Origin of the sequence: Halomonas sp. TA22, from assembly GCF_013009075.1 — a bacterium.
GTDB lineage: Bacteria > Pseudomonadota > Gammaproteobacteria > Pseudomonadales > Halomonadaceae > TA22.
Genome location: NZ_CP053108.1, coordinates 1303275 through 1324256, shown reverse-complemented (window position 1 = coordinate 1324256; position 20982 = coordinate 1303275). Strand labels below are relative to the sequence as shown.

General features: G+C 59.7%; 19 protein-coding genes. 2 read left to right on the top strand and 17 right to left on the bottom strand.

Annotated elements, in window-relative coordinates; all coding sequences use genetic code 11:
* Positions 1–33: 33 nt before the first annotated feature.
* The 10 genes from sthA to HJD22_RS06090 form a co-directional block, all read right to left on the bottom strand.
* On the bottom strand, positions 34–1425 hold the full coding sequence (gene sthA, locus HJD22_RS06135; RefSeq protein WP_208653862.1) for a Si-specific NAD(P)(+) transhydrogenase: 1392 nt from the start codon (positions 1423–1425) through the stop codon (positions 34–36).
* Between the two features lie 96 nt (positions 1426–1521).
* On the bottom strand, positions 1522–1785 hold the full coding sequence (nqrM, locus tag HJD22_RS06130; RefSeq protein WP_208653861.1) for a (Na+)-NQR maturation NqrM: 264 nt from the start codon (positions 1783–1785) through the stop codon (positions 1522–1524).
* Positions 1786–1854: 69 nt separating this feature from the next.
* Entirely contained in the window at positions 1855–2676 is an 822-nt protein-coding gene (locus tag HJD22_RS06125; RefSeq protein ID WP_208653860.1) for an FAD:protein FMN transferase, read from the bottom strand.
* Positions 2673–3905, bottom strand: a complete 1233-nt coding sequence (nqrF, locus tag HJD22_RS06120; protein ID WP_208653859.1) for an NADH:ubiquinone reductase (Na(+)-transporting) subunit F — start codon at positions 3903–3905, stop codon at positions 2673–2675. Before nqrF ends, HJD22_RS06125 begins: the two co-directional genes overlap by 4 nt.
* Before the next feature lie 69 nt (positions 3906–3974).
* On the bottom strand, positions 3975–4592 hold the full coding sequence (nqrE, locus tag HJD22_RS06115) for an NADH:ubiquinone reductase (Na(+)-transporting) subunit E (protein WP_208653858.1): 618 nt from the start codon (positions 4590–4592) through the stop codon (positions 3975–3977).
* A gap of 1 nt (position 4593) precedes the next feature.
* Complete coding sequence (locus tag HJD22_RS06110; RefSeq protein WP_208653857.1) at positions 4594–5262, bottom strand: NADH:ubiquinone reductase (Na(+)-transporting) subunit D; 669 nt, start codon at positions 5260–5262, stop codon at positions 4594–4596.
* A gap of 2 nt (positions 5263–5264) precedes the next feature.
* Positions 5265–6083, bottom strand: a complete 819-nt coding sequence (locus HJD22_RS06105) for a Na(+)-translocating NADH-quinone reductase subunit C (RefSeq protein WP_208653856.1) — start codon at positions 6081–6083, stop codon at positions 5265–5267.
* Entirely contained in the window at positions 6083–7312 is a 1230-nt protein-coding gene (locus tag HJD22_RS06100) for an NADH:ubiquinone reductase (Na(+)-transporting) subunit B (protein ID WP_208653855.1), read from the bottom strand. Before HJD22_RS06100 ends, HJD22_RS06105 begins: the two co-directional genes overlap by 1 nt.
* The gene (locus HJD22_RS06095) at positions 7312–8664 is read right to left on the bottom strand and encodes a Na(+)-translocating NADH-quinone reductase subunit A (protein WP_208653854.1); all 1353 of its coding nucleotides are present in this window, start codon (positions 8662–8664) and stop codon (positions 7312–7314) included. Before HJD22_RS06095 ends, HJD22_RS06100 begins: the two co-directional genes overlap by 1 nt.
* A 347-nt stretch (positions 8665–9011) precedes the next feature.
* Positions 9012–10475, bottom strand: coding sequence for a glyceraldehyde-3-phosphate dehydrogenase (locus HJD22_RS06090; protein WP_208653853.1), 1464 nt, complete (start codon positions 10473–10475; stop codon positions 9012–9014).
* A 214-nt stretch (positions 10476–10689) separates the two neighbouring features.
* Between HJD22_RS06090 and mfd the strand changes: the two genes are divergently transcribed.
* A complete protein-coding gene (gene mfd / locus HJD22_RS06085) occupies positions 10690–14175 on the top strand; it encodes a transcription-repair coupling factor (RefSeq protein ID WP_208653852.1) in 3486 nt (1161 codons plus the stop codon).
* Positions 14176–14242: 67 nt separating this feature from the next.
* Positions 14243–15319, top strand: a complete 1077-nt coding sequence (locus HJD22_RS06080) for a L,D-transpeptidase family protein (RefSeq protein WP_248730125.1) — start codon at positions 14243–14245, stop codon at positions 15317–15319.
* Positions 15320–15709: 390 nt separating this feature from the next.
* On the opposite strand, the gene HJD22_RS06075 is transcribed toward HJD22_RS06080, so the two are convergent.
* From HJD22_RS06075 to HJD22_RS06045, 7 genes are all read right to left on the bottom strand, one after another.
* A complete protein-coding gene (locus HJD22_RS06075; RefSeq protein WP_208653851.1) occupies positions 15710–15970 on the bottom strand; it encodes an Lpp/OprI family alanine-zipper lipoprotein in 261 nt (86 codons plus the stop codon).
* A 178-nt stretch (positions 15971–16148) separates the two neighbouring features.
* Complete coding sequence (locus HJD22_RS06070) at positions 16149–16760, bottom strand: murein L,D-transpeptidase family protein (RefSeq protein ID WP_208653850.1); 612 nt, start codon at positions 16758–16760, stop codon at positions 16149–16151.
* A 115-nt stretch (positions 16761–16875) separates the two neighbouring features.
* On the bottom strand, positions 16876–17472 hold the full coding sequence (locus tag HJD22_RS06065; protein ID WP_208653849.1) for a DUF4202 domain-containing protein: 597 nt from the start codon (positions 17470–17472) through the stop codon (positions 16876–16878).
* Between the two features lie 73 nt (positions 17473–17545).
* Positions 17546–19135: an ABC-F family ATPase gene (locus tag HJD22_RS06060; RefSeq protein WP_208653848.1), complete on the bottom strand. Its 1590-nt coding sequence runs from the start codon at positions 19133–19135 to the stop codon at positions 17546–17548.
* A gap of 125 nt (positions 19136–19260) precedes the next feature.
* Entirely contained in the window at positions 19261–20193 is a 933-nt protein-coding gene (locus HJD22_RS06055; RefSeq protein ID WP_208653847.1) for a cation diffusion facilitator family transporter, read from the bottom strand.
* A gap of 44 nt (positions 20194–20237) precedes the next feature.
* Positions 20238–20720, bottom strand: coding sequence for an NYN domain-containing protein (locus tag HJD22_RS06050; protein ID WP_208653846.1), 483 nt, complete (start codon positions 20718–20720; stop codon positions 20238–20240).
* The gene (locus HJD22_RS06045; protein ID WP_208653845.1) at positions 20720–20956 is read right to left on the bottom strand and encodes a hypothetical protein; all 237 of its coding nucleotides are present in this window, start codon (positions 20954–20956) and stop codon (positions 20720–20722) included. The genes HJD22_RS06050 and HJD22_RS06045 overlap by 1 nt, the downstream gene beginning before the upstream one ends.
* Between the last annotated feature and the right edge of the window lie 26 nt (positions 20957–20982).

Genomic DNA, 20982 nt, shown 5'->3' with positions numbered 1-20982 from the left:
GTCGTTATCTCTTTCAGCCAAGCCGAATCAAGGCTAGAAGAGGCGATTCAGGCCGTTTTGCGCCGCGACCCGATAGGCTTCCGCCATGGTCGGATAGTTGAACGTGGTACTGATGAAGTACTCGAGCGTATTGGCTTCGCCCTTCTGCTGCATGATCGCCTGGCCGATATGTACGATTTCCGATGCCTGGTCGCCGAAACAATGAATGCCAAGGATCTCGAGCGTCTCCCGATGGAAGAGAATCTTCAGCATACCGACCGTGTCACCGGTAATCTGCGCCCGGGCCGTATCCTTGAAGAAGGCCTGGGCGACTTCATAAGGCACCTTGGCATCGGTGAGTTCACGTTCGGTCTTGCCCACCGAGCTGATCTCGGGAATGGTGTAAATCCCGGTAGGCACGTCATCGACGAAGCGGAAATTGGTATCGAGAAGATCATCGCTGGCGTTGCGCCCCTGATCATAGGCGGCGCTGGCAAGGCTCGGCCAGCCGATCACATCGCCTACGGCATAGATATGCGGGACGCTGGTGCGGTAGTGATTGTCGATCGGTAACTGCCCGCGCCCATTGGCTTCCAGGCCGATGTTCTCAAGCCCCAGGTTGTCGGTATTGCCGGTTCTTCCGTTAGCCCAAAGGAAGGCGTCGGCCCGTAACCGCTTGCCGGACTTGAGATGCACCACCACCCCTGACTCATTACCTTCGACGCGTTCGTAGTCCTCGTTGTGACGGACCAGCACGCCGTTCTGGCGCAGATGATAAGAGAGCGCGTCACTGATCTCGTTATCCAGGAATGAGAGCAATCGATCACGAGAGTCGATCAGATCGACCTTCACGCCCAATCCGGAGAAGATCGAGGCGTATTCGCTGCCGATGACCCCGGCGCCGAAGATGATCAGCGTACGCGGGGTATGGTTGAGACCAAGGATGGTGTCCGAACAGTAGATGCGCGGGTGATTGAAATTGATATCGGCAGGACGGTAGGGCCGTGAGCCAGTGGCAATGACGATCTTCTGGGCGCAGAGCTCCTCGACGCCTTCATGGTTGTCGCGCACAACGACGGTGCGCTCATCCTTGAAGCGCGCCAGACCGAAGAATAGGTCGATACGATTACGCGAGTAGAACTTGGTGCGCATCTCGACCTGCTGGTCGATGGTGACGCGAGAGCGCTCCAGTACCCTGGGGAACGAGAACCAGCGCGGCTCGCCAATATCGCGGAACATGCGGTTGGTATTGAACTGCATGATCTGCTTGACCTGATGGCGCAGCGCCTTGGAGGGGATCGTTCCCCAATGAGTGCAGTTGCCACCGACCGCGTGCTGCTTCTCGATCACCGCGACACGCTTGCCATGCTTGGCGGCATTGATGGCGGCACTCTCCCCCGCCGGGCCCGTACCGATCACCACCACGTCGTAGTTATGGACTGCCATATGCTCTCGCGTCTCCTTGGAGTCTGTAATAGTGAACTCTTGTAATGATCCTCGAATCACCTTGCTCAGCGGCACGGCGAACTCGACGGCGAGGCGTTAGCGGCGTGTCGCATCGTAGCCCAGATCGGTCCCACGGCTCTCGTCGCTGCGCCGACGCTCACTGGCTCTGGCGCCACGCTTGCGGTTCTCCTCCTCACATACTTCGTCCTTGCCACCGCAGATTTCGCAGCCATCCTTGAGTCCCAAGTTATTCAGGCCGCCGCAGGAGCCCGCAATGGGTTTGCGTCCCACCAGCACGCCTATCGCCATTGCCGTCATGCCCAGCGCCATGAGCCCTAACACCAATAACCAGATCGTCATATTGTTTCTCCTCGCTGGAATGACCAGCCGCTAACGTAATGTAAAGATTGCTGAAACTCAGGGCGGCAGCTACTCGAAATGCGTCGCCAGCGCCGGACTGACGGCGGTTTCATACCCTTGTGGCCCTGTGACAATAAAATAAGCACTAATGCTTCGCTGACCTGCCACTCTCTCGGCCTGCGCGGGCGACATCGACAGCAGTGCATTGGCCCAGGCACTTGCCATCATGGCCTGAGGATGCAGCACCGTGACTTCAACCAACTGCTTATCATCGGTGACAGGCGAGAGGCCATCGACTGGTCGTGGGGCAAGGTCGCGGAAATCGCCGGCGGTAACCAGCGATGCGTGTTCCAGTTCGACAATGTGAGCCTGCGAACGCTGCCCCTCGGAAGGCTCCTCAAGCGCCAGGCGCCAGGCGCGAGTGCCCGGCTCGGCCCCCGCACGCATATCGCCCCCCAGCTCGACCAGATAGCGCTCGATATCCTGTCTCTCGAGCCAGCCGGCCAACCGATCGACGCCGTAGCCATGTACCATGACATCTAGCATATCGGCCAATACCGCAGGGCTCCCAAGCGTCGTCAAGCGCACAGCCGAGCTGGCTCTCTCGGCAGCTTCCAGTCGCTCACGCATGCGGCGATAGTCATTTTCCAAGCGTGCCACTTCACTTTGTATATCGATTTGAAGACGCGACAGATCGGCGTCACTCAACTCGGCATACAAGGTGATATGGTATCCGCTATCGAAGGCAGTGCCATGCAGATAACGTGCAGGCTCCCGCTCGCCACACCCCGTCAGCATGATGACGGCGCTGACAACGGCAAGCCATAACGAGAACGAGGCCGGCCCGCCAGGGGCCGGCCTCGTGAGTCGCCGTAAGGCGACCGGGCTCATCCGCCGAAGTCGTCCAGCATGATGTTCTCGGGCTCTACCCCCATGTCGAGGAGTAGCTTGATGACCGAGGCGTTCATCATGGGAGGCCCGCACATGTAGTATTCGCAGTCCTCCGGTGCCGGATGATCCTTGAGATAGTTCTCATAGAGCACGTTGTGAATGAAACCCGTTGGCCCTTCCCAATTATCCTCCGGGAGCGGGTCGGAAAGCGCCAGATGCCATTCGAAGTTCTCGAACTCCTCGGCAAGCTGGTCGTACTCTTCGTTGTAGAACGTCTCGCGCCAGGAGCGCGCACCGTACCAGAAGCTCATCTTGCGCGTGGACTTCAAGCGCTTGAGCTGATCGAAGATGTGGCTGCGCATCGGCGCCATACCGGCACCGCCACCTACGAACACCATCTCGGCGTCGGTCTCCTTGGCGAAGAACTCACCAAAGGGCCCCATCACCTTGACCTTGTCACCCGGCTTCAGGCTGAAGACGTAAGTGGACATGATCCCCGGCGGATGGCTCGTCCCGGGAGGCGGCGTGGCGATACGGATATTGAACTTGAGGATGCCGACCTCTTCCGGATAGTTCGCCATCGAGTAGGCACGAATGGTCTCCTCGGTGTTCTTGTGCGAAATCTTGAACAGATCGAACTTGTCCCAGTCCCCCCGATATTCATCCTCAATATCGAAGTCGGAGAACTTGATATCGTAGGTCGGCGCCACCAGCTGCACATAGCCCCCGGCGCGGAAGTCGACGTTCTCGCCCTCGGGAAGCTTGAGGTTGAGTTCCTTGATGAAGGTGGCGACGTTGGGGTTGGAGATGACCTCGCACTCCCACTGCTTGACGCCGAACACCTCCTCGGGCACCTCGATCTTCATGTCCTGCTTGACGGGCACCTGGCAGGAGAGACGCCAGCCATCCTTCTTCTCACGCATGGTGAAGGCGGACTCTTCGGTCGGCAGAATGGCACCGCCGCCCGCTTCGATCCGGCACTTGCACTGCGCGCAGGAGCCACCACCGCCACAGGCGGAGGAGAGAAAGATGCCGTTGGCTGCCAGAGTATTCAACAATTTGCCGCCGGCCTGAGTAGTCAGGGTGTGCTCGGGAGAGCCGTTGACCTCGATGGTCACCTCCCCACTGCTGACAAGCTTGCTGCGTGCCGCGATGATCACCATTACCAGGCCGATAACGATGACGGTGAACATCACCACGCCGAGCAAGATGACATTTGTATCAACCATGTCGGGTTCCTATGTTGTTTCGTGTCATGACCGGGCACCCGGGCGGGCCTAGCTCCACCCGGGCGCGGCTCAGATCTGGATGCCGGAGAAGGACATGAAGCCCAGCGACATCAGACCCACGGTAATGAAAGTGATACCCAGCCCCTGCAGGCCAGCCGGCACATCGCTGTACTTCAGGCGTTCGCGAATCCCCGCCAGCGCAGTAATCGCAAGCCCCCAGCCAACCCCGGCACCGGCGCCATAGACGACCGACTCGGCGAAGTTGTAGTTACGCTCGACCATGAATAGGGTGCCGCCAAGAATCGCGCAGTTCACCGTGATCAGCGGCAGGAACACGCCCAGCGCGTTGTAGAGCGCCGGCACGAACTTATCGAGGAACATCTCCAGTATCTGCACCAGGGCGGCGATGACGCCGATATAGGAGAGCAGGCCCAAGAATGACAGGTCGATGTTCTCGGCTCCTGGAATGCCGGTCCAGGTCAGCGCGCCTTCGGCGAGCAGAAATCCCAGGATTATGTTGTTGACCGGCACGGTGATGGTCAGCACCACTACCACCGCGATACCCAGGCCAAACGCCGAGGCGACCTTCTTGGAGACGGCAAGGAAGGTACACATGCCCAGGAAAAACGCCAGGGCCATGTTCTCGACGAACACCGAGGCGATGAATAGGCTCAGATAGTGTTCCATGTTACACGGCCTCCTTCGGTTCGGTGTTGTGCTTCATCTTGAACTCGTTGGCCTCGATCTGCTCGGGGTTGAGCGCGCGCAGGGCCCAGATGAACAGACCGATGATGAAGAACGCCGAGGGTGGAAGCAGCATCAAGCCATTGGGCACGTACCAGCCACCATCCTGTACCGCAGGCAGCAGGGTGAAGCCGAACAGGCTGCCCGAGCCGAACAGTTCGCGGAAGAAGGCAACGACCATCAGGATCAGTCCATAGCCGATACCGTTGCCGATGCCGTCGAGGAACGACAGCCCCGGCCCGTTCTGCATGGCGAAGGCTTCGGCGCGTCCCATGACGATACAGTTGGTGATGATCAGGCCGACGAAGACCGAAAGCTGCCGGGACATGTCGTAGGCGTAGGCCTTGAGCACCTGATCGACCACGATGACCAGCGAGGCGATGATGGTCATCTGCACGATGATACGAATCGACGATGGGATGTGATTGCGTATCAACGATACGAACAGGTTGGAAAAGGCCGTGACCGCGATTACCGCGATACACATGACCAGCGTCACGCTCATGGTGGTCGTGACGGCCAGAGCGGAACAGATGCCCAGAATCTGCAAGGCGATCGGGTTGTTCTTGAAGATCGGCGTAACGAGAACGCCTTTGGGAGTGATTGCGGCCATGCTTAGGCTCCTTCTACGTCGAAGTCGGGGGTAGCTTCAGCGGCATCTTCCGGATCGACTTGATCGCGGAAACGGGCCAGATACTCACCGAACCCTTCCGGACTCAGCCAGAACTGCAACATGTTGGTGACACCGTTGCTGGTCAGGGTGGCACCGGAGAGCGCATCGACTTCACTTTCGCCAGTCGCCGCTCCTTTCACCAGTCGGATATCGGGCGTGACGCTATCCTCATCGGAGAACACCACCTTGCCAGGCCACTGGGCCTGCCAGCGCGGATTGTCCACTTCCCCCCCAAGCCCTGGCGTTTCGCCATGCTCATAGTAAGTGATACCGACAATGGTATTGCCATCCCCTTCAAGGGACAAGAAACCACGCATCAAGCCCCATAACCCCTGGCCGCGAATCGGCAGGATGATCTGCTCGGGGTCATCGGGGTCACCCAGCAGATAGACGGTAGCGTAGTCCTCTCGACGCGTCAGTCCAGCGATATCGCGCTCGCCCGACAAGGTGCGCGAGACCGCCGGATCGCGACGATAGGCGAAGCCATCGTAAGTCTCGGGGTCGAACTGATCGCTGTACTCCCCCGTTTCCAGCTCGACCACACGCGGTGTGAAGGCGGCGAACTGGGTATCGATATCCTCGTTGCGATCCAGCACACCGGCCACACGCAGGATATTGGTCTTGCGGTCGATTTCCTGATTGGCCTGCTGCTGCGGGCGCAACGCCACGGCAGCGGTCGACACCACTACCGAGCAGACGATGCACAGGGCGAAGGCTACGATCAGGATCTTCTTGATGGAGTTGTTGCTGCTTGCTGCCATCAGGCGCTCTCCTCGGCCATGGGTACGCCGCTACGCTGCTTGCGACGCTTGATGTTGGCCTGGACAAAGAAATGGTCGATCAGCGGAGCGAACAGGTTGGCGAACAGGATCGCCAGCATGATCCCTTCCGGGAAGGCCGGGTTGGCGACGCGAATCAGCACCGTCATGATACCGATCAAGGCACCGAACAGCAGCCGCCCCTGATTGGTCATGGAGGCGGATACCGGATCGGTGGCCATGAACACCATGCCGAAGGCGAAGCCGCCGAGTACGAAGTGCCAGTACCAGGCCATCTGGAACATCGGATTGGTATCCGAGCCTATCAGATTGAACAGCGCACTGGTCGCGACCATGCCAAGGAAAGTGCCTAGCATGATTCGCCACGAAGCAATGCGCGTCCAGAGCAGTATTGCAGCCCCGATCAGAATGGCCAGTGCCGAGGTCTCGCCAACCGAGCCCGGTATGAAGCCGAGGAAGGCGTCCCACCAGCTGTACTGCTCGGTCACTGCCGCCATGCCATCCTGGAAGGCCAGCGACAGCGGCGTGGCGCCGGTAAAGCCATCGGCGGCCACCCACACCGCATCGCCAGAGATCTGCGCAGGGTAGGCGAAGTACAAAAAGGCACGACCGGTCAGCGCCGGGTTGAGGAAGTTCTTGCCGGTGCCACCAAAGATCTCCTTGCCGATCACGATACCGAAGGTGATGCCCAGCGCGACCTGCCACAACGGAATGGTGGCCGGCAGGATGAGGGCATAGAGCACCGAGGAGACGAAGAAGCCTTCGTTGACTTCATGACCGCGGCGTACCGCGAACAGGACTTCCCAGAAGCCGCCGACCACGAAGGTCACCAGATAGATAGGCAGGAAGTAGGTCGCCCCCAGCACGAAATTGGCCCAGAGACTGCCCGGCTCGTGCCCGGCGGCAAGCATCATCATGATCGCTTCGCGCCAGCTGCCCATCGAGGAGTAACCCTCGGATATCGCCACGTTGGCCTGCCAGCCGGCATTCCACATGCCGAAGAACATCGCAGGGAAGGTACAAGCCCATACCGTGATCATGATGCGTTTGAGATCGACCCCGTCACGCACGTGGGCGGTGGTCTTGGTCACGCTGGGAGGCGCATAGAAAATCGTGTCGACGGCCTCATAGAGGGGGTAGAACTTCTCGTACTTGCCCCCCTTGTGGAAGTGCGGTTCGAGACGGTCGAGTGTCTGCCGAATACTCATCATCAAGCCTCTTTCTCGATCATGGAGAGGTTGTCACGCAGGATGGGACCGTACTCGTACTTGCCAGGGCACACGTAGGTGCACAGGGCGAGGTCCTCTTCGTCCAGCTCCAGGCAACCCAGATCCATCGCCGCTTCGATATCGCCGACGATCAGTGAACGCAGCAGTTGCGTGGGCAGGATATCCAGCGGCATTACCGCCTCATAACTACCGACCGGCACCATGGCACGCTCGGAACCGTTGGTCGACGTCGACGGCGCATACTTGGTCAGCCCAAGGAAGCGCGAGACATAGATCCCCAGGATCGAATGTCGGTTGGTACCAGGTGAAAGCCACCCCATGAAAGCACGCTTGTTGCCCTCTTCGAGCAGTGTGATCTGGTTGTTGAAGCGCCCCAGGTAGCGAAGATTGCCTTCGGCCGTAAAACCGGAGAACACCGAGCCGGAGATCACGCGTGTGTCGTCGGGTTCGATCACCTCACCTGCCAACAGCTCTTCGGTGCTCGCGCCCAGCCGGGTACGAACCAGACGCGGCTTCTCGGCGCGCGGCCCAGTCAGGGCGACGACACGGCTGACATCCAGAACACCCTCGGCAAACAGCTTGCCGAAAGCGATCACGTCCTGATAGCCAATGTGCCAGACATGACGATGCAGCGCGACCGGTGCGAGATAATGGATGTGCGTCCCTACCAGGCCGGCGGGATGTAGACCGGAGAAGCTTTCGATCTGCACTCCCTCGATATCGCCACCGGGCAGCTGGGCATCGGGTGCCTTGCAGAGAAAGACACGACCTTCGGTCAGGCGAGTCAGCACTTTCAAGCCATTGGCGAACGCCTCTGGCTGTTCATCGATCACCACTGCCGGGTCGGCAGCGAGTGGATGGGTATCGATCGCGGTAACGAAGATGGCTGACGGCAAGGCATCAAGTGCCGGCGTGCGTGAAAAGGGACGCGTACGCAGCGCCGTCCACAGCCCGGACTCGACGAGCTGCTCCACCACGACCCGGCGGTCTAGACTGGCCAAGCTGCCTGCACCATGCGCGGTATAGGTCTCGACCGGCTCTTCACCCTCGGCGACCTTGATCACCACCGACAGCAGGCGACGCTTCTCGCCGCGATTGATCGCGATCACCTCTCCACCCGCAGGCGCGGTGAAGCGCACTCCATCGATCTTCTTGTCGGTAAAAAGCAGCTGTCCACGCTTGACGCTATCGCCCTCGCGGACCTCCATGGTGGGTTTCATGCCGACATAGTCATTACCCAGAATTGCCACATGGCGCACCGGGCGCGCATCTTCGATGCGCTGCTCGGGTGACCCCGTGATGGGGAGATCCAGGCCTTTCTTGACTTCGATCATATCTCGCCCAGTTGTCGAATCTGACGGTAAGCAAAGAAACTCAAGAACGCGCGAAATGCCACACACTCGAAGAGGGCACACTACGGTGGCGTCAGAAATCAGGCGGCACGGCGTTTGAATTCTTTCTTATTCAGAAGGTTGTAAGTAAAGCTCGGCAATGCCGAGCCATCCCCATAAATCGCAAGCATTATAAAGAGAAGGTGACTGAAAGGCCACCTGCGCTTAGGTCGCAACTGCCCTGCCAAGTGATTGGCATGACGGAGGGAGAGAAGATGGGGAAGTGGATGTCAGGGTGACGAGAGATGTTTCAAAGGGGCTCGTCATGTCGACGAGCCCCGCCAGGCCTGTCAGCCGCGATCCATGGGGAAGGCGAGGAATCTGACGTTGGACATGTGCTGCAGGATGCGTACTACCTGACAGCTGTAACCGAATTCGTTGTCGTACCAGACGTAGAGCACGGCGTTCTTGCCATCGGCGATGGTGGCCTTGGCATCGACGATACCGGCATGTCGGTTGCCGACGAAATCCGATGACACCACTTCCGGTGAGTCGACGTAGTCGATCTGCTTCTGCATCGGCGAGTGGATCGCCATGCGACGCAGATAGTCGTTGAGGCTCTGCGCATCGCATTCGGCCAGCAGGTTCAGATTGAGAATCGCCATCGAGACATTGGGCGTCGGCACGCGGATGGCATTGCCCGTCAGCTTGCCGGCGAGCTCCGGCAACGCCTTGGCGACCGCCTTGGCTGCTCCGGTCTCGGTCAACACCATGTTGAGCGGCGCGCTGCGCCCGCGGCGGTCGCCCTTGTGGTAGTTGTCGATCAGGTTCTGGTCGTTGGTGTAGGAGTGCACCGTCTCGACATGACCATGTTCGATGCCGTAACGATCATTGATCGCCTTGAGCACAGGCACGATGGCGTTGGTGGTACACGAGGCGGCGGAAACGATGCGATCGTCGCTGGTGATGTCGGCATGATTGATGCCGAACACCACGTTCTTGACGTCACCCTTGCCTGGCGCCGTCAGCAGGGCCTTGGCTGCCCCCTTGCAGGCCAGATGCTGGCTCAGGCCCTCCTCGTCGCGCCACATGCCGGTGTTGTCGACGATGATGGCGTTATCGATGCCGTAGGCCGTGTAATCGATTTCGCCAGGCGAGTTGGCGTAGATCACCTTGATGTAGTTGCCGTTGGCGATCAGGGCGCTGTTCTCGACATCGATGCTGATCGACCCGGCGAAGGGGCCATGGACGGAGTCACGACGCAACAGGCTGGCACGCTTCTCGAGATCCTTGGCGATATCGCCACGGCCACGTACCACGATGGCCCGCAGACGCAGCAGATTGCCGCCTCCCGCCTTCTCGATCAGGATGCGCGCCAGGATGCGGCCAATGCGCCCGAAACCGTAGAGCACGACATCCTTTGGCTCGCCCACATGACCGTCGGCATCATGCCCACCGACGATCTCGGTCAGCTCGCGCTTGAGATAAGCCGTGGGATCGGTTTCTGCGCTATTCTTGAACGCCACCGCCAGCTTGCCGATATCGACGTGAGCCGGCCCCAGGTTGAGATCGATCATTGCCCTGACCAGGGGGTAGGTATCGCGCACATCGAGCTCGGTGCCTTCGACCTTCTTGACGAAGCGGTGATCCTTGAGGATACGGATCACCGAGCGATTGATCAGCGAACGACCGAACAGAGTGGTAACTACATTGTATTGGCGATAGAGCTTGCCAAGTAACGGAATCATCTCTTCGGCGATAGCTTCGCTACCCTGCCACTCTTCAAAGACGGTATCGAGCGTTTGCTGAGTCACGTAAGGCCTCTCTTTCGTCAACAGGTGTCAAGGAGATGCATAATCGAGGGTATGCATAATTGGACGTTATTATCCCGGCTGCGCTGCGCTGCCGCAATTGCTGGATGGTCGCAAGGGTTGTAGGGAAATGACAGAAAACAGGGGTTGACTACAAGCGCCATAAAGGGCTGATATCATTCCCACTTCACTCTTCAAGGTCACGAACCACGACGCCATGCCGCATTTTTCTCCGCTCGACCCGCCGCGCCCATCGGGTATCCGCGATACCCTCTATTGGCAAAGCCCCGAGGGCAGCGCTGCCGCCCTAGCGCTATCACGTCTCGCCCTCGATGCTCCGCTGCTGGTGATCACCGCGGATACCGCGCAGGCCCAGCGCATGGAGAACGACCTGCGCTTCTACAGCGAGCTGCCGGTGATGCCCTTCCCCGATTGGGAAATCCTGCCCTACGACAGCTTCTCGCCTCATCAGGACATCGTCTCGGCACGCCTGCGCACGCTGCGCAAGCTCAGGGAAGCCACCCACGGGATCGTGCTGGTACCAATCAATACGTTGATGCAACGCCTACCCCCCACCGACTATATCGCCGGGCGCGTCCTGACACTGGAAGTGGGCATGATGCTGGATCGTGAAGGTTTCCGTGAAAGCCTGTCGCGGGCCGGATATCGTGCTGTGGAGACCGTCTATGAACCGGGCGAATATGCGCTGCGCGGCGCACTGATCGATCTGTTTCCCATGGGCAGCGAGGCGCCGCTGCGCATCGACCTGTTCGACGACGAGATCGACACCCTTCGCGAATTCGACCCCGACACCCAGCGCTCCCGCGACAAAGTCGAGCACATCGAGCTGCTGCCCGCCCATGAGTACTCGCTATCGCGCTCGGCGATCGCCTGCTTCCGTGAAGGTTTCGAGACGCTGTTCGACGTCGATCCACGGCAGTCGCCGCTCTATGTGGATGCGCTGAAGGGCATTCCTTCGCCAGGCCTCGAACAGTACCTGCCGCTGTTCTTCGAAGAGACCGCCACCCTCTTCGAGCATCTCGCCGACGGCACGCGCGTCGCCATGATGCCTCAGGTGCACGAGGCCGCGGAGCATCACTGGACGGCCATCCAAAGCCGTTACGAGAATCTCGGCGTCGACCCGACACGCCCCCTACTCCCGCCTCATCGCGCCTTCGTACCGGTGTCAGAGGTGTTCGCCGCCCTCAAGCGTCACCCTCGCATAGCACTGGTCGAAGATCGCGACCATGCGCATGCCAAGGTTCCCGCCACGCGTCCGGTAGCAAAGGTTGCCATCAATGCGCGGGCACAACGTCCGACTGCCTCACTGGAGCGCTTTCTTGGCAAGCATGGCCAGGCACGCGTGCTGTTCGTTGCCGAGTCGCGCGGACGCAGGGAAGCCCTGGAAGAGGTGCTGGCTCCCCTTCGGCTGTCACTTCCCCATGTCGCGGACTGGCCAAGTTTCGTCAAGGGTGATCAGCGCCTGGCCATTACCGAAGGCGAGCTGGGTGATGGCCTCTGCATTACCGATTTCAAGACCAGCGATCTCGAGGCCAGCGATGAACGGCTCACCTACGCTGTCATCACCGAGAGCGAACTGTTCGGCGAGGTGGTACGACAAAGTCGGCGTCGTGAAAAGGTCACCGACGACAACGAACTCGCCGTACGCCACCTATCCGAGCTCCATCCGGGTTCGCCAGTGGTGCATCAAATCCATGGCGTGGGACGTTACCTGGGACTGGAAAAACTCGAGGCAGGCGGTCAGGCCGCAGAGTTTCTCGCGCTTGAGTATGCCGATAACGCCAAGCTCTACGTGCCCGTGGATAGCCTTCACTTCATCTCTCGTTATGCTGGCGCCAGCGACGAGCTGGCACCCCTGCATCGTCTCGGTTCCGATCAGTGGGACAAAGCGCGCAAAAAGGCCGCCGAGAAGATACGCGACACGGCCGCCGAACTTCTCGATGTCTATGCCCGGCGCGAAGCGCGGGTGGGGTTCGCCTGCGAATTCCCTCCCGAGGAGTATGGCCGTTTCGCCGGCAGCTTTCCCTTCGAGGAGACCCCGGATCAGCGCGCCGCCATCCATGCGGTGATCCAGGACATGACATCACCGCGCCCGATGGATCGCGTGGTGTGTGGCGATGTCGGTTTTGGCAAGACCGAGGTGGCGATGCGCGCCGCCTTCCTCGCCGTGCACTCGGGCCGTCAGGTGGTGGTGCTGGTGCCCACCACCTTGCTCGCCCAGCAACATTACGACAACTTCCGCGACCGTTTTGCCGATACCGCTGTACAGGTCGAGCTCGTCTCTCGCTTCTCCGCCGGCAAGGGGCAGGCGGAGAGCCTCAAGCGTATTGCCGATGGGCGTGCCGACATCGTGATCGGCACCCACAAGCTGCTCTCCAAGAGCATAAGCTTCCCCAATATGGGGCTACTGATCATCGACGAGGAGCACCGCTTCGGGGTGGCACAGAAGGAGCGACTAAAGAGTCTGCGTGCCGAGGTCGACATACTCACACTAACGGCCACACCGATACCGCGCACGTTGAACATGGCGATGAGCGGCATTCGCGATCTGTCGATCATCGCTACCCCTCCGGCTCGCCGCCTGTCGGTCAAGACCTTCGTTCAGCAGCGCAACGAGTCGGTACTCAAGGAGGCGATTCTGCGCGAGGTACTGCGCGGCGGACAGGTATACTACCTGCACAACGAGGTCAAGACCATCGAGAGCAGTGCTCAGCAGGTACGCGAGCTGGTGCCCGAAGCGCGGGTGGGGGTGGCACATGGGCAACTGCCGGAGCGCTCGCTCGAGCGTGTGATGTCTGACTTCTATCACAAGCGCTTCAACGTGCTGGTGTGTTCGACCATCATCGAGACGGGCATCGACGTCCCGAGCGCCAACACCATCATCATCGAGCGTGCCGACAAGTTCGGACTGGCCCAGCTGCACCAGCTGCGGGGTCGAGTGGGACGCAGCCACCATCAGGCTTACGCCTACCTGCTCACGCCTCCACCCAAGGCGATCAGTCGCGACGCCGTCAAGCGACTGGAGGCGATCAGCCAGGCCGAGGACCTTGGCGCAGGCTTTACGCTTGCCAGCCATGACATGGAAATTCGCGGCGCCGGGGAGCTGCTCGGCGACGAGCAGAGCGGCCAGATGGAAACCATCGGCTATAGTTTGTACATGCAGATGCTTGATCGTGCGGTCAAGGCCATCCGGGCCGGCAAGACCCCCAATATCGATGCGCCGCTCGACCAGGGGGTGGAAGTCAGCCTGAATTTGCCGGCCTTGATACCGGACGACTACATGCACGATGTGCAGCAACGTCTGATCATGTATAAACGCATTGCCAGCGCAGAGGATGAAGCGGCCCTGAAGGAGCTACAGGTCGAGCTGATCGACCGCTTCGGTCTACTGCCAGCCCCGGTGAAGACACTGATGCGCCAGACCCGGTTGCGCCAGCGGGCCGAACGTCTGGGAATCAGCCGGCTCGAGGCCGGTGCCGAGCGTGGCCGCATCATCTTCGCGAGCAGCACAGCCGTTGACCCGATGACGCTGGTAACGCTGATACAGAAAGATCCGCAGCACTATCGACTCGAAGGCGCCGATACGCTGCGCTTCGAGCTTGACATGCAAGACGAAGAGACCCGCTTCCAAGCGCTTGAAACGTTGCTGGAGCGATTGAACAGAAAGACCGAGGCCGCCTGAACGCATCCGCCCAAGGCACCGCCTCATGACTCCGTTGATGAGAGAAGATCGGGCAATGAAGACTTTAGTGAAAGAATCTGCCGGCAAGTCTTGCTGGTATCACATGATCCGGGCCTCGCTGGCCTCGGTGCTGCTGATCGCTTCTCCTGCGCTGATGGCGGAGACGAGTGGCAGTGGATTGCCGGTCGGACACTACCCACTGCCAAGCGATGGCGATGTGATCGGCGAGATCAGAAACGTGGTCGCTACCCATGAGGATACGCTCATCGATATCGGTCACCGCTTTGGGCTGGGTGTCGACGAGATGCAACGCGCCAACCCCGACCTCAGCCTCTGGTATCCCGGCGAAGGGGCAGAAGTGGTGCTGCCCATGCGCCATATCCTGCCACCGGGGCCGCGCGAAGGGCTCGTGGTGAACCTGCCGGAGATGCGACTCTACTACTATCCGCCTGCCACCTCAGGTGAAACGCCGATCGTCGAGACCTATCCGATCAGTGTCGGGCGGGATGGCTTCGCCACACCGGTTGCCACCACCAAGACCACCGTCAAGGTCAAGGATCCGCACTGGTCGCCGCCACGCTCGATGCGAGAGGAAGCCGCTGCACGGGGCGAGCCGCCCCCCGCCATCGTGCCTCCGGGGCCAGACAACCCCCTGGGCCGCCATGCCATTCTACTCGGCATACCAAGCTACTTGATCCATGGCACCAACCGCCCCGAAGGGGTCGGCATGCGCGCCAGCCGCGGTTGCATTCGCATGCTGCCCCAGGACATCGAATCGCTTTACGAACGCGTTCCCAGCGGCACTACCGTCAGGTTGATCAATGAGCCCTTCAAGGCGGGCTGGGATGGCGAGACGCTCTACGTACAGTCTTTCCCGTTGCTTGAAGAGAGCGACGGTTCGTTCGTCCCCGTGATCAATGCCCTTGATTCGCTGGCCAAGGCGTTTGGGGACGATCAGCCACCGGTGGATTATGGACGCGTTCGGCAGGAGGTCGAACACCCCAAGGGTCAGCCCATCGCCGTGCTTCGCGAAGCCGAAGAGGAGCCCCTCGAGCGTCAGGAGCCGGAAGAACCTGCCGGCCTTTACGAACAGATCCTGATGGCAAGCGGACTCTATCAAGAGCTTGAAATCGCCCTGAACTAAGTCCTAAACCGAGCCCTTAAACAGCCTCGAACAAACCCCACCTGCATTAACCAGCCCGGCCCAGCCGGGTACGAAAAAGCCCGGCTGAGCCGGGCAATATCGCAGTTGAAACTTCGGGCTGACTTAGCCTTTCGCTACCACCGCCACTATACAAGCCTCTACGATGTTTCATTCGTTAAAAACGAAGGCCTATTCGCATCCTAATCATTCCCGGGAATCGATACGCTTATCACAAGAGTGTCTCGAAAAGAGCGAGCACATTTTGGCATCACTACCCTCTCGGACCAAGAGCATATGCTAAAAGGGCCGGACAACCCGAAGGTGCCCAGCCCCTGATACTGCTCGACGCCGGAAGGTCATGCGGCCCACCGACACCGCAAGTAGCGCGCCTTACTTCTGCATGGAGCGCTGGAACATGCGGTTCATCTCTTCGCGGTTCTCACGAGCCATCTGCAGTGCTGCCTGCGCATCGCGCTGCGCCTGGGTAGCCGTGTTCTGCGCCTGGTTGGCAACGTTCAGCGCCTGAGCGGCATCCGCCTGAGTGGCTTCGCCAGTAGTACGCAGCTCGTCCATGCCCTGGTTGGCACAACCGGCCAGAACGGCCAAAGAAGCAGCAGCAGCGGTCATCTTGAGGGTGTTCTTGAAAGTCATAACGTTCTCCTTGAGGGTCTTCCTTGGTTCAGCTTGGATAGTGCCTGTTTACCAGGCGTCCTGCTGTCGGCAGGTTCTTCTTCACGGTGGTATCAGATGTCCGTGATGTCAAACGCTGTTTTATTATAGACAAGGTTAGCTTGTCTACATGAAAAATCCTATCGATATCATGTTGAGGCTAGCGGATTACCACACGGGTGCCAATGCCGATCAGTCTCGCTAGACGCTCGATCTGTTCATTGGTTACCGCCACGCACCCCTGCGTCCAATGAAACTGTTCATGGATGGTCGGGTCGCCCTTGCCGATACCATGAATCCCGATATTGCCTCCCAGGATCGTATCTTGGGGCGGGCTGCCATAGCGGCGTAGATGGCGGTAATAATCGTCATAATCCTGCTGGCTGATCACCCCCGCACTGAAGGCATCACGCACATGCCAAGGCGTGGGATAATCGAGGCTAAAAAAGAGATGGAACCGGCTCTCGGGATTGATGCGATCGATACGGAACTCGCCGGTCGGCGTGCGCAGATCGCCACGCGTACGCATGGGAGCAGCACCACGCTGGCCAAGCGACACGGGGGAGAAATGCTCGATGACATGCTCACCCCGGTAAACGGACAAGCTCGCGCTGCGATCATCGACCAGCACCCAGACTTCATTGGGTGTCAACGGTTGAAGATTGGGTTGAAAGGAATTCGTCTGCAGATGCTCAAGCAGATTGGCCTGGGCACCAAGTGCCGGCAGTAAAACCATCGCCAACAAGGCGATAAAGCGTGTCGCTAACGTCATCGATCTTGCTTCCTAATAAATCGTCAATGCTTTCTACTGTATTCTGCGTCAGGTTACAAACCCTTTGGCTCACGCTCGACCCTTTAACGGCACAGCGAGACAAAACCTTGACTGGTTACTGCAGCGCCCGCTGCACGACGGCCTGCTCCTCTGCCGAGAGGGGGATCGTCGCTGCCAGTTCGTGGCCGCGAGGCGACATCTTGTGCCAGGTCTTGCGTACGATACGTTCGAGCTTGCCCTCCTCGCCCCGATGCTGCTCGATGAAATCGTTGAAATAGTGGTTAAGGAACACCAGGCAGGCCGCGTCCTCCAGTGCCTGGGTGTCGGCATTGTGCTTGAGCTCCTCCTTGCGAATCATCGCGGCGACGCGCTCGCAAGTTTCTGGCTCATACCCCACCTCGCTAAGTACGGCAGACGCCTGCTCGGCCTGACGACGCCCCAACTCGCGCCGCCAGGCCAGATAACCGGGACGATCACGGGGATAATCATCTCGTGGCAGGCGCCAGCGCTGCAGGTGCTGGGCACGCACGGCCAGGCGCAGCGCTTCCGATGGCTCGGGATTGATCTTCTCGAGCCACGCACTCATGCGTTGAGCATAGAGCAGCTCATAAGGCACTTCCCTGCCCTCGACCCGCTCGATCCGCGGATCCTCGGCATGCAGTGCGTCCAGGCGCTCGATGGCTTGCGATAGCCGATTGTGTCGATCTGTCACGATTTCCCCTCCATTGGCCTCCCATTACCTTACGACAAGCTGGCACAGACTGGTCAATGATCGCCGTCCAGACTCAGCCCAAGACACCCTGGCTGCGCAGATACTCATCATAGCCGCCAGTGAAGTCGATGATGCCGTCGCCACTCATGTCGATGATGCGCGTCGCAAGCGAGGAGACGAACTCACGGTCATGGCTGACGAAGATCAACGTACCCGGATAGTTCTCAAGCGCCAGGTTGAGCGCCTCGATGGACTCCATATCGAGGTGATTGGTCGGCTCATCCATCAACAGCACGTTGGGCTTGGTCAACGACAGCTTGCCGAACAGCATGCGTCCCTGCTCACCGCCCGAGATCACCTTGACCGACTTGCCGATATCGTCGCTCGAGAAGAGCATGCGCCCAAGCGTGCCTCGAATCACCTGCTCGCCGCCATCACTCCACTGCGACATCCACTCAAATAGCGTGGCATCGTTGGCGAAGTCATGAGCATGATCCTGGGCGAAGATTCCGAGATCGGCACTATCGGTCCATTTGACCTGCCCGGCATCGGGACGGAGCTCTCCTGCCAGGGTCTTGAGCAGGGTGGTCTTGCCGATGCCGTTGGGGCCGATGATCGCAATACGCTCGCCCGCCTCCACGGTCATGCTGAAGCGCTCGAACAGCGGCTTTTCATCGTAACCCTTGCTGATCGCCTCGACATTCACGGCATTGCGATGAATCTTGCGATGCTGGTCGAAGCGAATGAATGGGCTGACCCGGCTTGAGGGCTTGATCTCATCGAGCTTGATCTTGTCGATCTGGCGCGCTCGAGAAGTAGCCTGCTTGGCCTTGGAAGCGTTGGCGGAGAAGCGGCTGACAAAGCTCTGCAACTCGGCGATCTGCGCCTTCTTCTTGGCATTGTCTGCGTGCAGACGCTCGCGAGCCGCGGTCGCGGCCGTCATATACTCATCGTAGTTACCGGGAAACAGTTTGATCTCGCCGTAGTCCAAGTCCGCCATGTGGGTACAGACGCTATTCAGAAAGTGGCGGTCGTGGGAGATGATGATCATGGTGCTGTTGCGTGCCGTGAGCATCCCCTCAAGCCAGCGGATGGTATTGATATCCAGATGGTTGGTCGGCTCGTCGAGTAGCAGGACATCGGGGTCGGCGAACAGGGCCTGGGCCAGCAGTACACGCAGCTTCCAGCCAGGGGCGACCTCGCTCATCGGGCCGAAGTGCTGCTCGAGCGGTATGCCAAGCCCGAGCAGCAGCTCGCCAGCACGCGATTCGGCGGTATAGCCGTCAAGCTCGGCGAAGCGCGTTTCCAGCTCGGCTACCGTCATGCCGTCGGCCTCGCTCATCTCCGGCAATGAGTAGATACGCTCACGCTCGGCCGCCACTTGCCACAGCTCGTGATTACCCATGATCACCGTATCGATGACCCGCTGCTCTTCGAAGGCGAACTGGTCCTGGCGCAGCTTGCCGAGCCTGGCGCCCGAATCGACCATCACCTGGCCGGAGGAGGGCTCAAGGTCACCGCCGAGGATTTTCATGAACGTCGACTTACCGCTGCCGTTGGCACCGATGAGACCGTAGCGATGGCCATTACCGAACTTGACGGAGACGTTTTCGAACAGGGGCTTGGCCCCGAACTGCATGGTGATATTAGCGGTGGAGATCACGTAGGGGTCCGATGGCTGGTGCAAAAGTGCGCGATTGTACCGGGTTATCCATGACTCTCATACCTTGCCGCCTCGCTCGTCCATCACTATCGGCATGCTAGCGACGACCTCGCCTCCAATGCCGATCACTCACTGCGAACGAGCAAGCCGGACGATGGCATGGCCCAGTGGGCATCGGCGGTGAACAGAGTATCGACGATCAGCGGCGAGTAGATGTTGCGTACGGCAGAGTCGATGCGCTCACGCAGTGCATCGAGCTCGCGCAGTGAGTGCAGCGGAAACTCCTCGGGCAGTACCACATGCACGACGACATAGAGCATGCGTCCCGGGCGCACCATGCGCACCCGAACCTGGCGCGTCGGCAACTCCTTCAGCTCTTCGATGATGGCTGCCCGAACCGGCGTGGCCAGCGACTCGGGCGGCGCACGATTGAGCAGCTCGAGTATCGCCCGGGAGGCCATGCGTACCGGCACGCCCAGGCACAGCAACACCACCACGATCACCAGGAGGGAGTCAATGTAGGGAATCAACAGCGGCTGCTGAAAGCGTTCGAGCAGGGGGATGAGACAAAATGCCAGCAGCACCGCTGCCGAAATGAGGCTATTGACGACCCAGTTCTCCTGGTCCGCCCTGACCAGCGGGCTGTCCACATGGCGCAGGGTACGGCTGAGCGACCAGGCAGTGATGGCACAGCAGAGAGTGGCGAATAGCGCATAACCGATCGCCAGTCCAGCCGCGATCTCGCTCCCGCCGGTCATCAGGGCAATGCTCGCCTCGAACAGCGCATAGAACGAGACGCCGAGGATCATCACCCCCTTGCCTGCATTGACCAGCGATTCGAAGTAGGTGTAACCAAAAGGATAGCGGTCGCTATCCGGGTAGCTCGCCAGCCTGCTGACACGAAGCGTGACCAACGCAATGCCGAAGTAGACGAGATTGAACATGCCATCCAGCAGGATGGCCTGGGAGTTCGCCAGCAGGGCCACCGCCGTGGCAACTATCCCCACTAGCAGCGCCATGAATGCGGACAACCGCAGCGCTGCCACCTCGCTTCTCATCGCGCTCCTCATCGATTTCTCTTGGGCAAATCGCCTTGATGGACCTAACCCATCAATAGCGGCGCGTCGATCGCCACGAACTCGCTGGCCGCGCGAATCAGCGAATCGGCACTGAGCTGTCGGACGCCGAACACGTCGACGATCACACCATGCCGCTCACGCATCCGCGCCACGAGCAGGTCGAAATCGCCATCGCCGGAGAGCAGCACCACGCGATCGACAAGAGGTGCAGTCTCCATCGCATCGAGGGTAATCCCCACATCCCAGTCGCCCTTGGCCGAGCCATCGCTGCGCTGGATATAGGGCTTCAATTTAACGCTGAAGCCGATACCGCGCAGAATATTCTGAAACTGCCGTTGCCTGGCATCGCCCCGCTCGACCGCATAGGCGTTGGCCACCACTAAGTCACGGCCCGGCGTCACGCGCGACCAGAAGGCGTTATAGTCGAAGTGGCGACCGAATGCCTGTCGGGTGGTGTAGTAGACGTTTTGCACATCAACGAAGATGGCGAGCCTTTCCGCAGCCATTAATGAAGCGTCGATCCCGTCTCTCGCTCCTCCTGGGTTTCCTGCCAAAGACCACTGTGGGACATGGCGTGATCGATCATCTCCTGGGCCACCTCGAAACGACTATTGCGCAGCAGTTGTGCCGCCTCGTCGGAAATATGGATGCGCACCAGCGGCTCGCCATCGCCATCCGCCGCACGCAGAACGATTTCACCATCACTGAGTTCGACGATTTCCAGAATCGCGGTATCTGACACGCGGCTACCCCCAATCGTATGTGGCA

Bases quoted from the DNA above. Each gene is read 5' to 3' on its own strand.
- HJD22_RS06125 (WP_208653860.1), bottom strand. From the start codon at position 2,676: ATGAGCCCGGTCGCCTTACGGCGACTCACGAGGCCGGCCCCTGGCGGG.
- sthA (WP_208653862.1), bottom strand. From the start codon at position 1,425: ATGGCAGTCCATAACTACGACGTGGTGGTGATCGGTACGGGCCCGGCG.
- HJD22_RS06050 (WP_208653846.1), bottom strand. From the start codon at position 20,720: ATGGCTGCGGAAAGGCTCGCCATCTTCGTTGATGTGCAAAACGTCTAC.
- nqrF (WP_208653859.1), bottom strand. From the start codon at position 3,905: ATGGTTGATACAAATGTCATCTTGCTCGGCGTGGTGATGTTCACCGTC.
- HJD22_RS06070 (WP_208653850.1), bottom strand. From the start codon at position 16,760: ATGACGTTAGCGACACGCTTTATCGCCTTGTTGGCGATGGTTTTACTG.
- HJD22_RS06105 (WP_208653856.1), bottom strand. From the start codon at position 6,083: ATGGCAGCAAGCAGCAACAACTCCATCAAGAAGATCCTGATCGTAGCC.
- HJD22_RS06095 (WP_208653854.1), bottom strand. From the start codon at position 8,664: ATGATCGAAGTCAAGAAAGGCCTGGATCTCCCCATCACGGGGTCACCC.
- mfd (WP_208653852.1), top strand. From the start codon at position 10,690: ATGCCGCATTTTTCTCCGCTCGACCCGCCGCGCCCATCGGGTATCCGC.
- nqrE (WP_208653858.1), bottom strand. From the start codon at position 4,592: ATGGAACACTATCTGAGCCTATTCATCGCCTCGGTGTTCGTCGAGAAC.
- HJD22_RS06075 (WP_208653851.1), bottom strand. From the start codon at position 15,970: ATGACTTTCAAGAACACCCTCAAGATGACCGCTGCTGCTGCTTCTTTG.
- HJD22_RS06055 (WP_208653847.1), bottom strand. From the start codon at position 20,193: ATGAGAAGCGAGGTGGCAGCGCTGCGGTTGTCCGCATTCATGGCGCTG.
- HJD22_RS06100 (WP_208653855.1), bottom strand. From the start codon at position 7,312: ATGATGAGTATTCGGCAGACACTCGACCGTCTCGAACCGCACTTCCAC.
- nqrM (WP_208653861.1), bottom strand. From the start codon at position 1,785: ATGACGATCTGGTTATTGGTGTTAGGGCTCATGGCGCTGGGCATGACG.
- HJD22_RS06110 (WP_208653857.1), bottom strand. From the start codon at position 5,262: ATGGCCGCAATCACTCCCAAAGGCGTTCTCGTTACGCCGATCTTCAAG.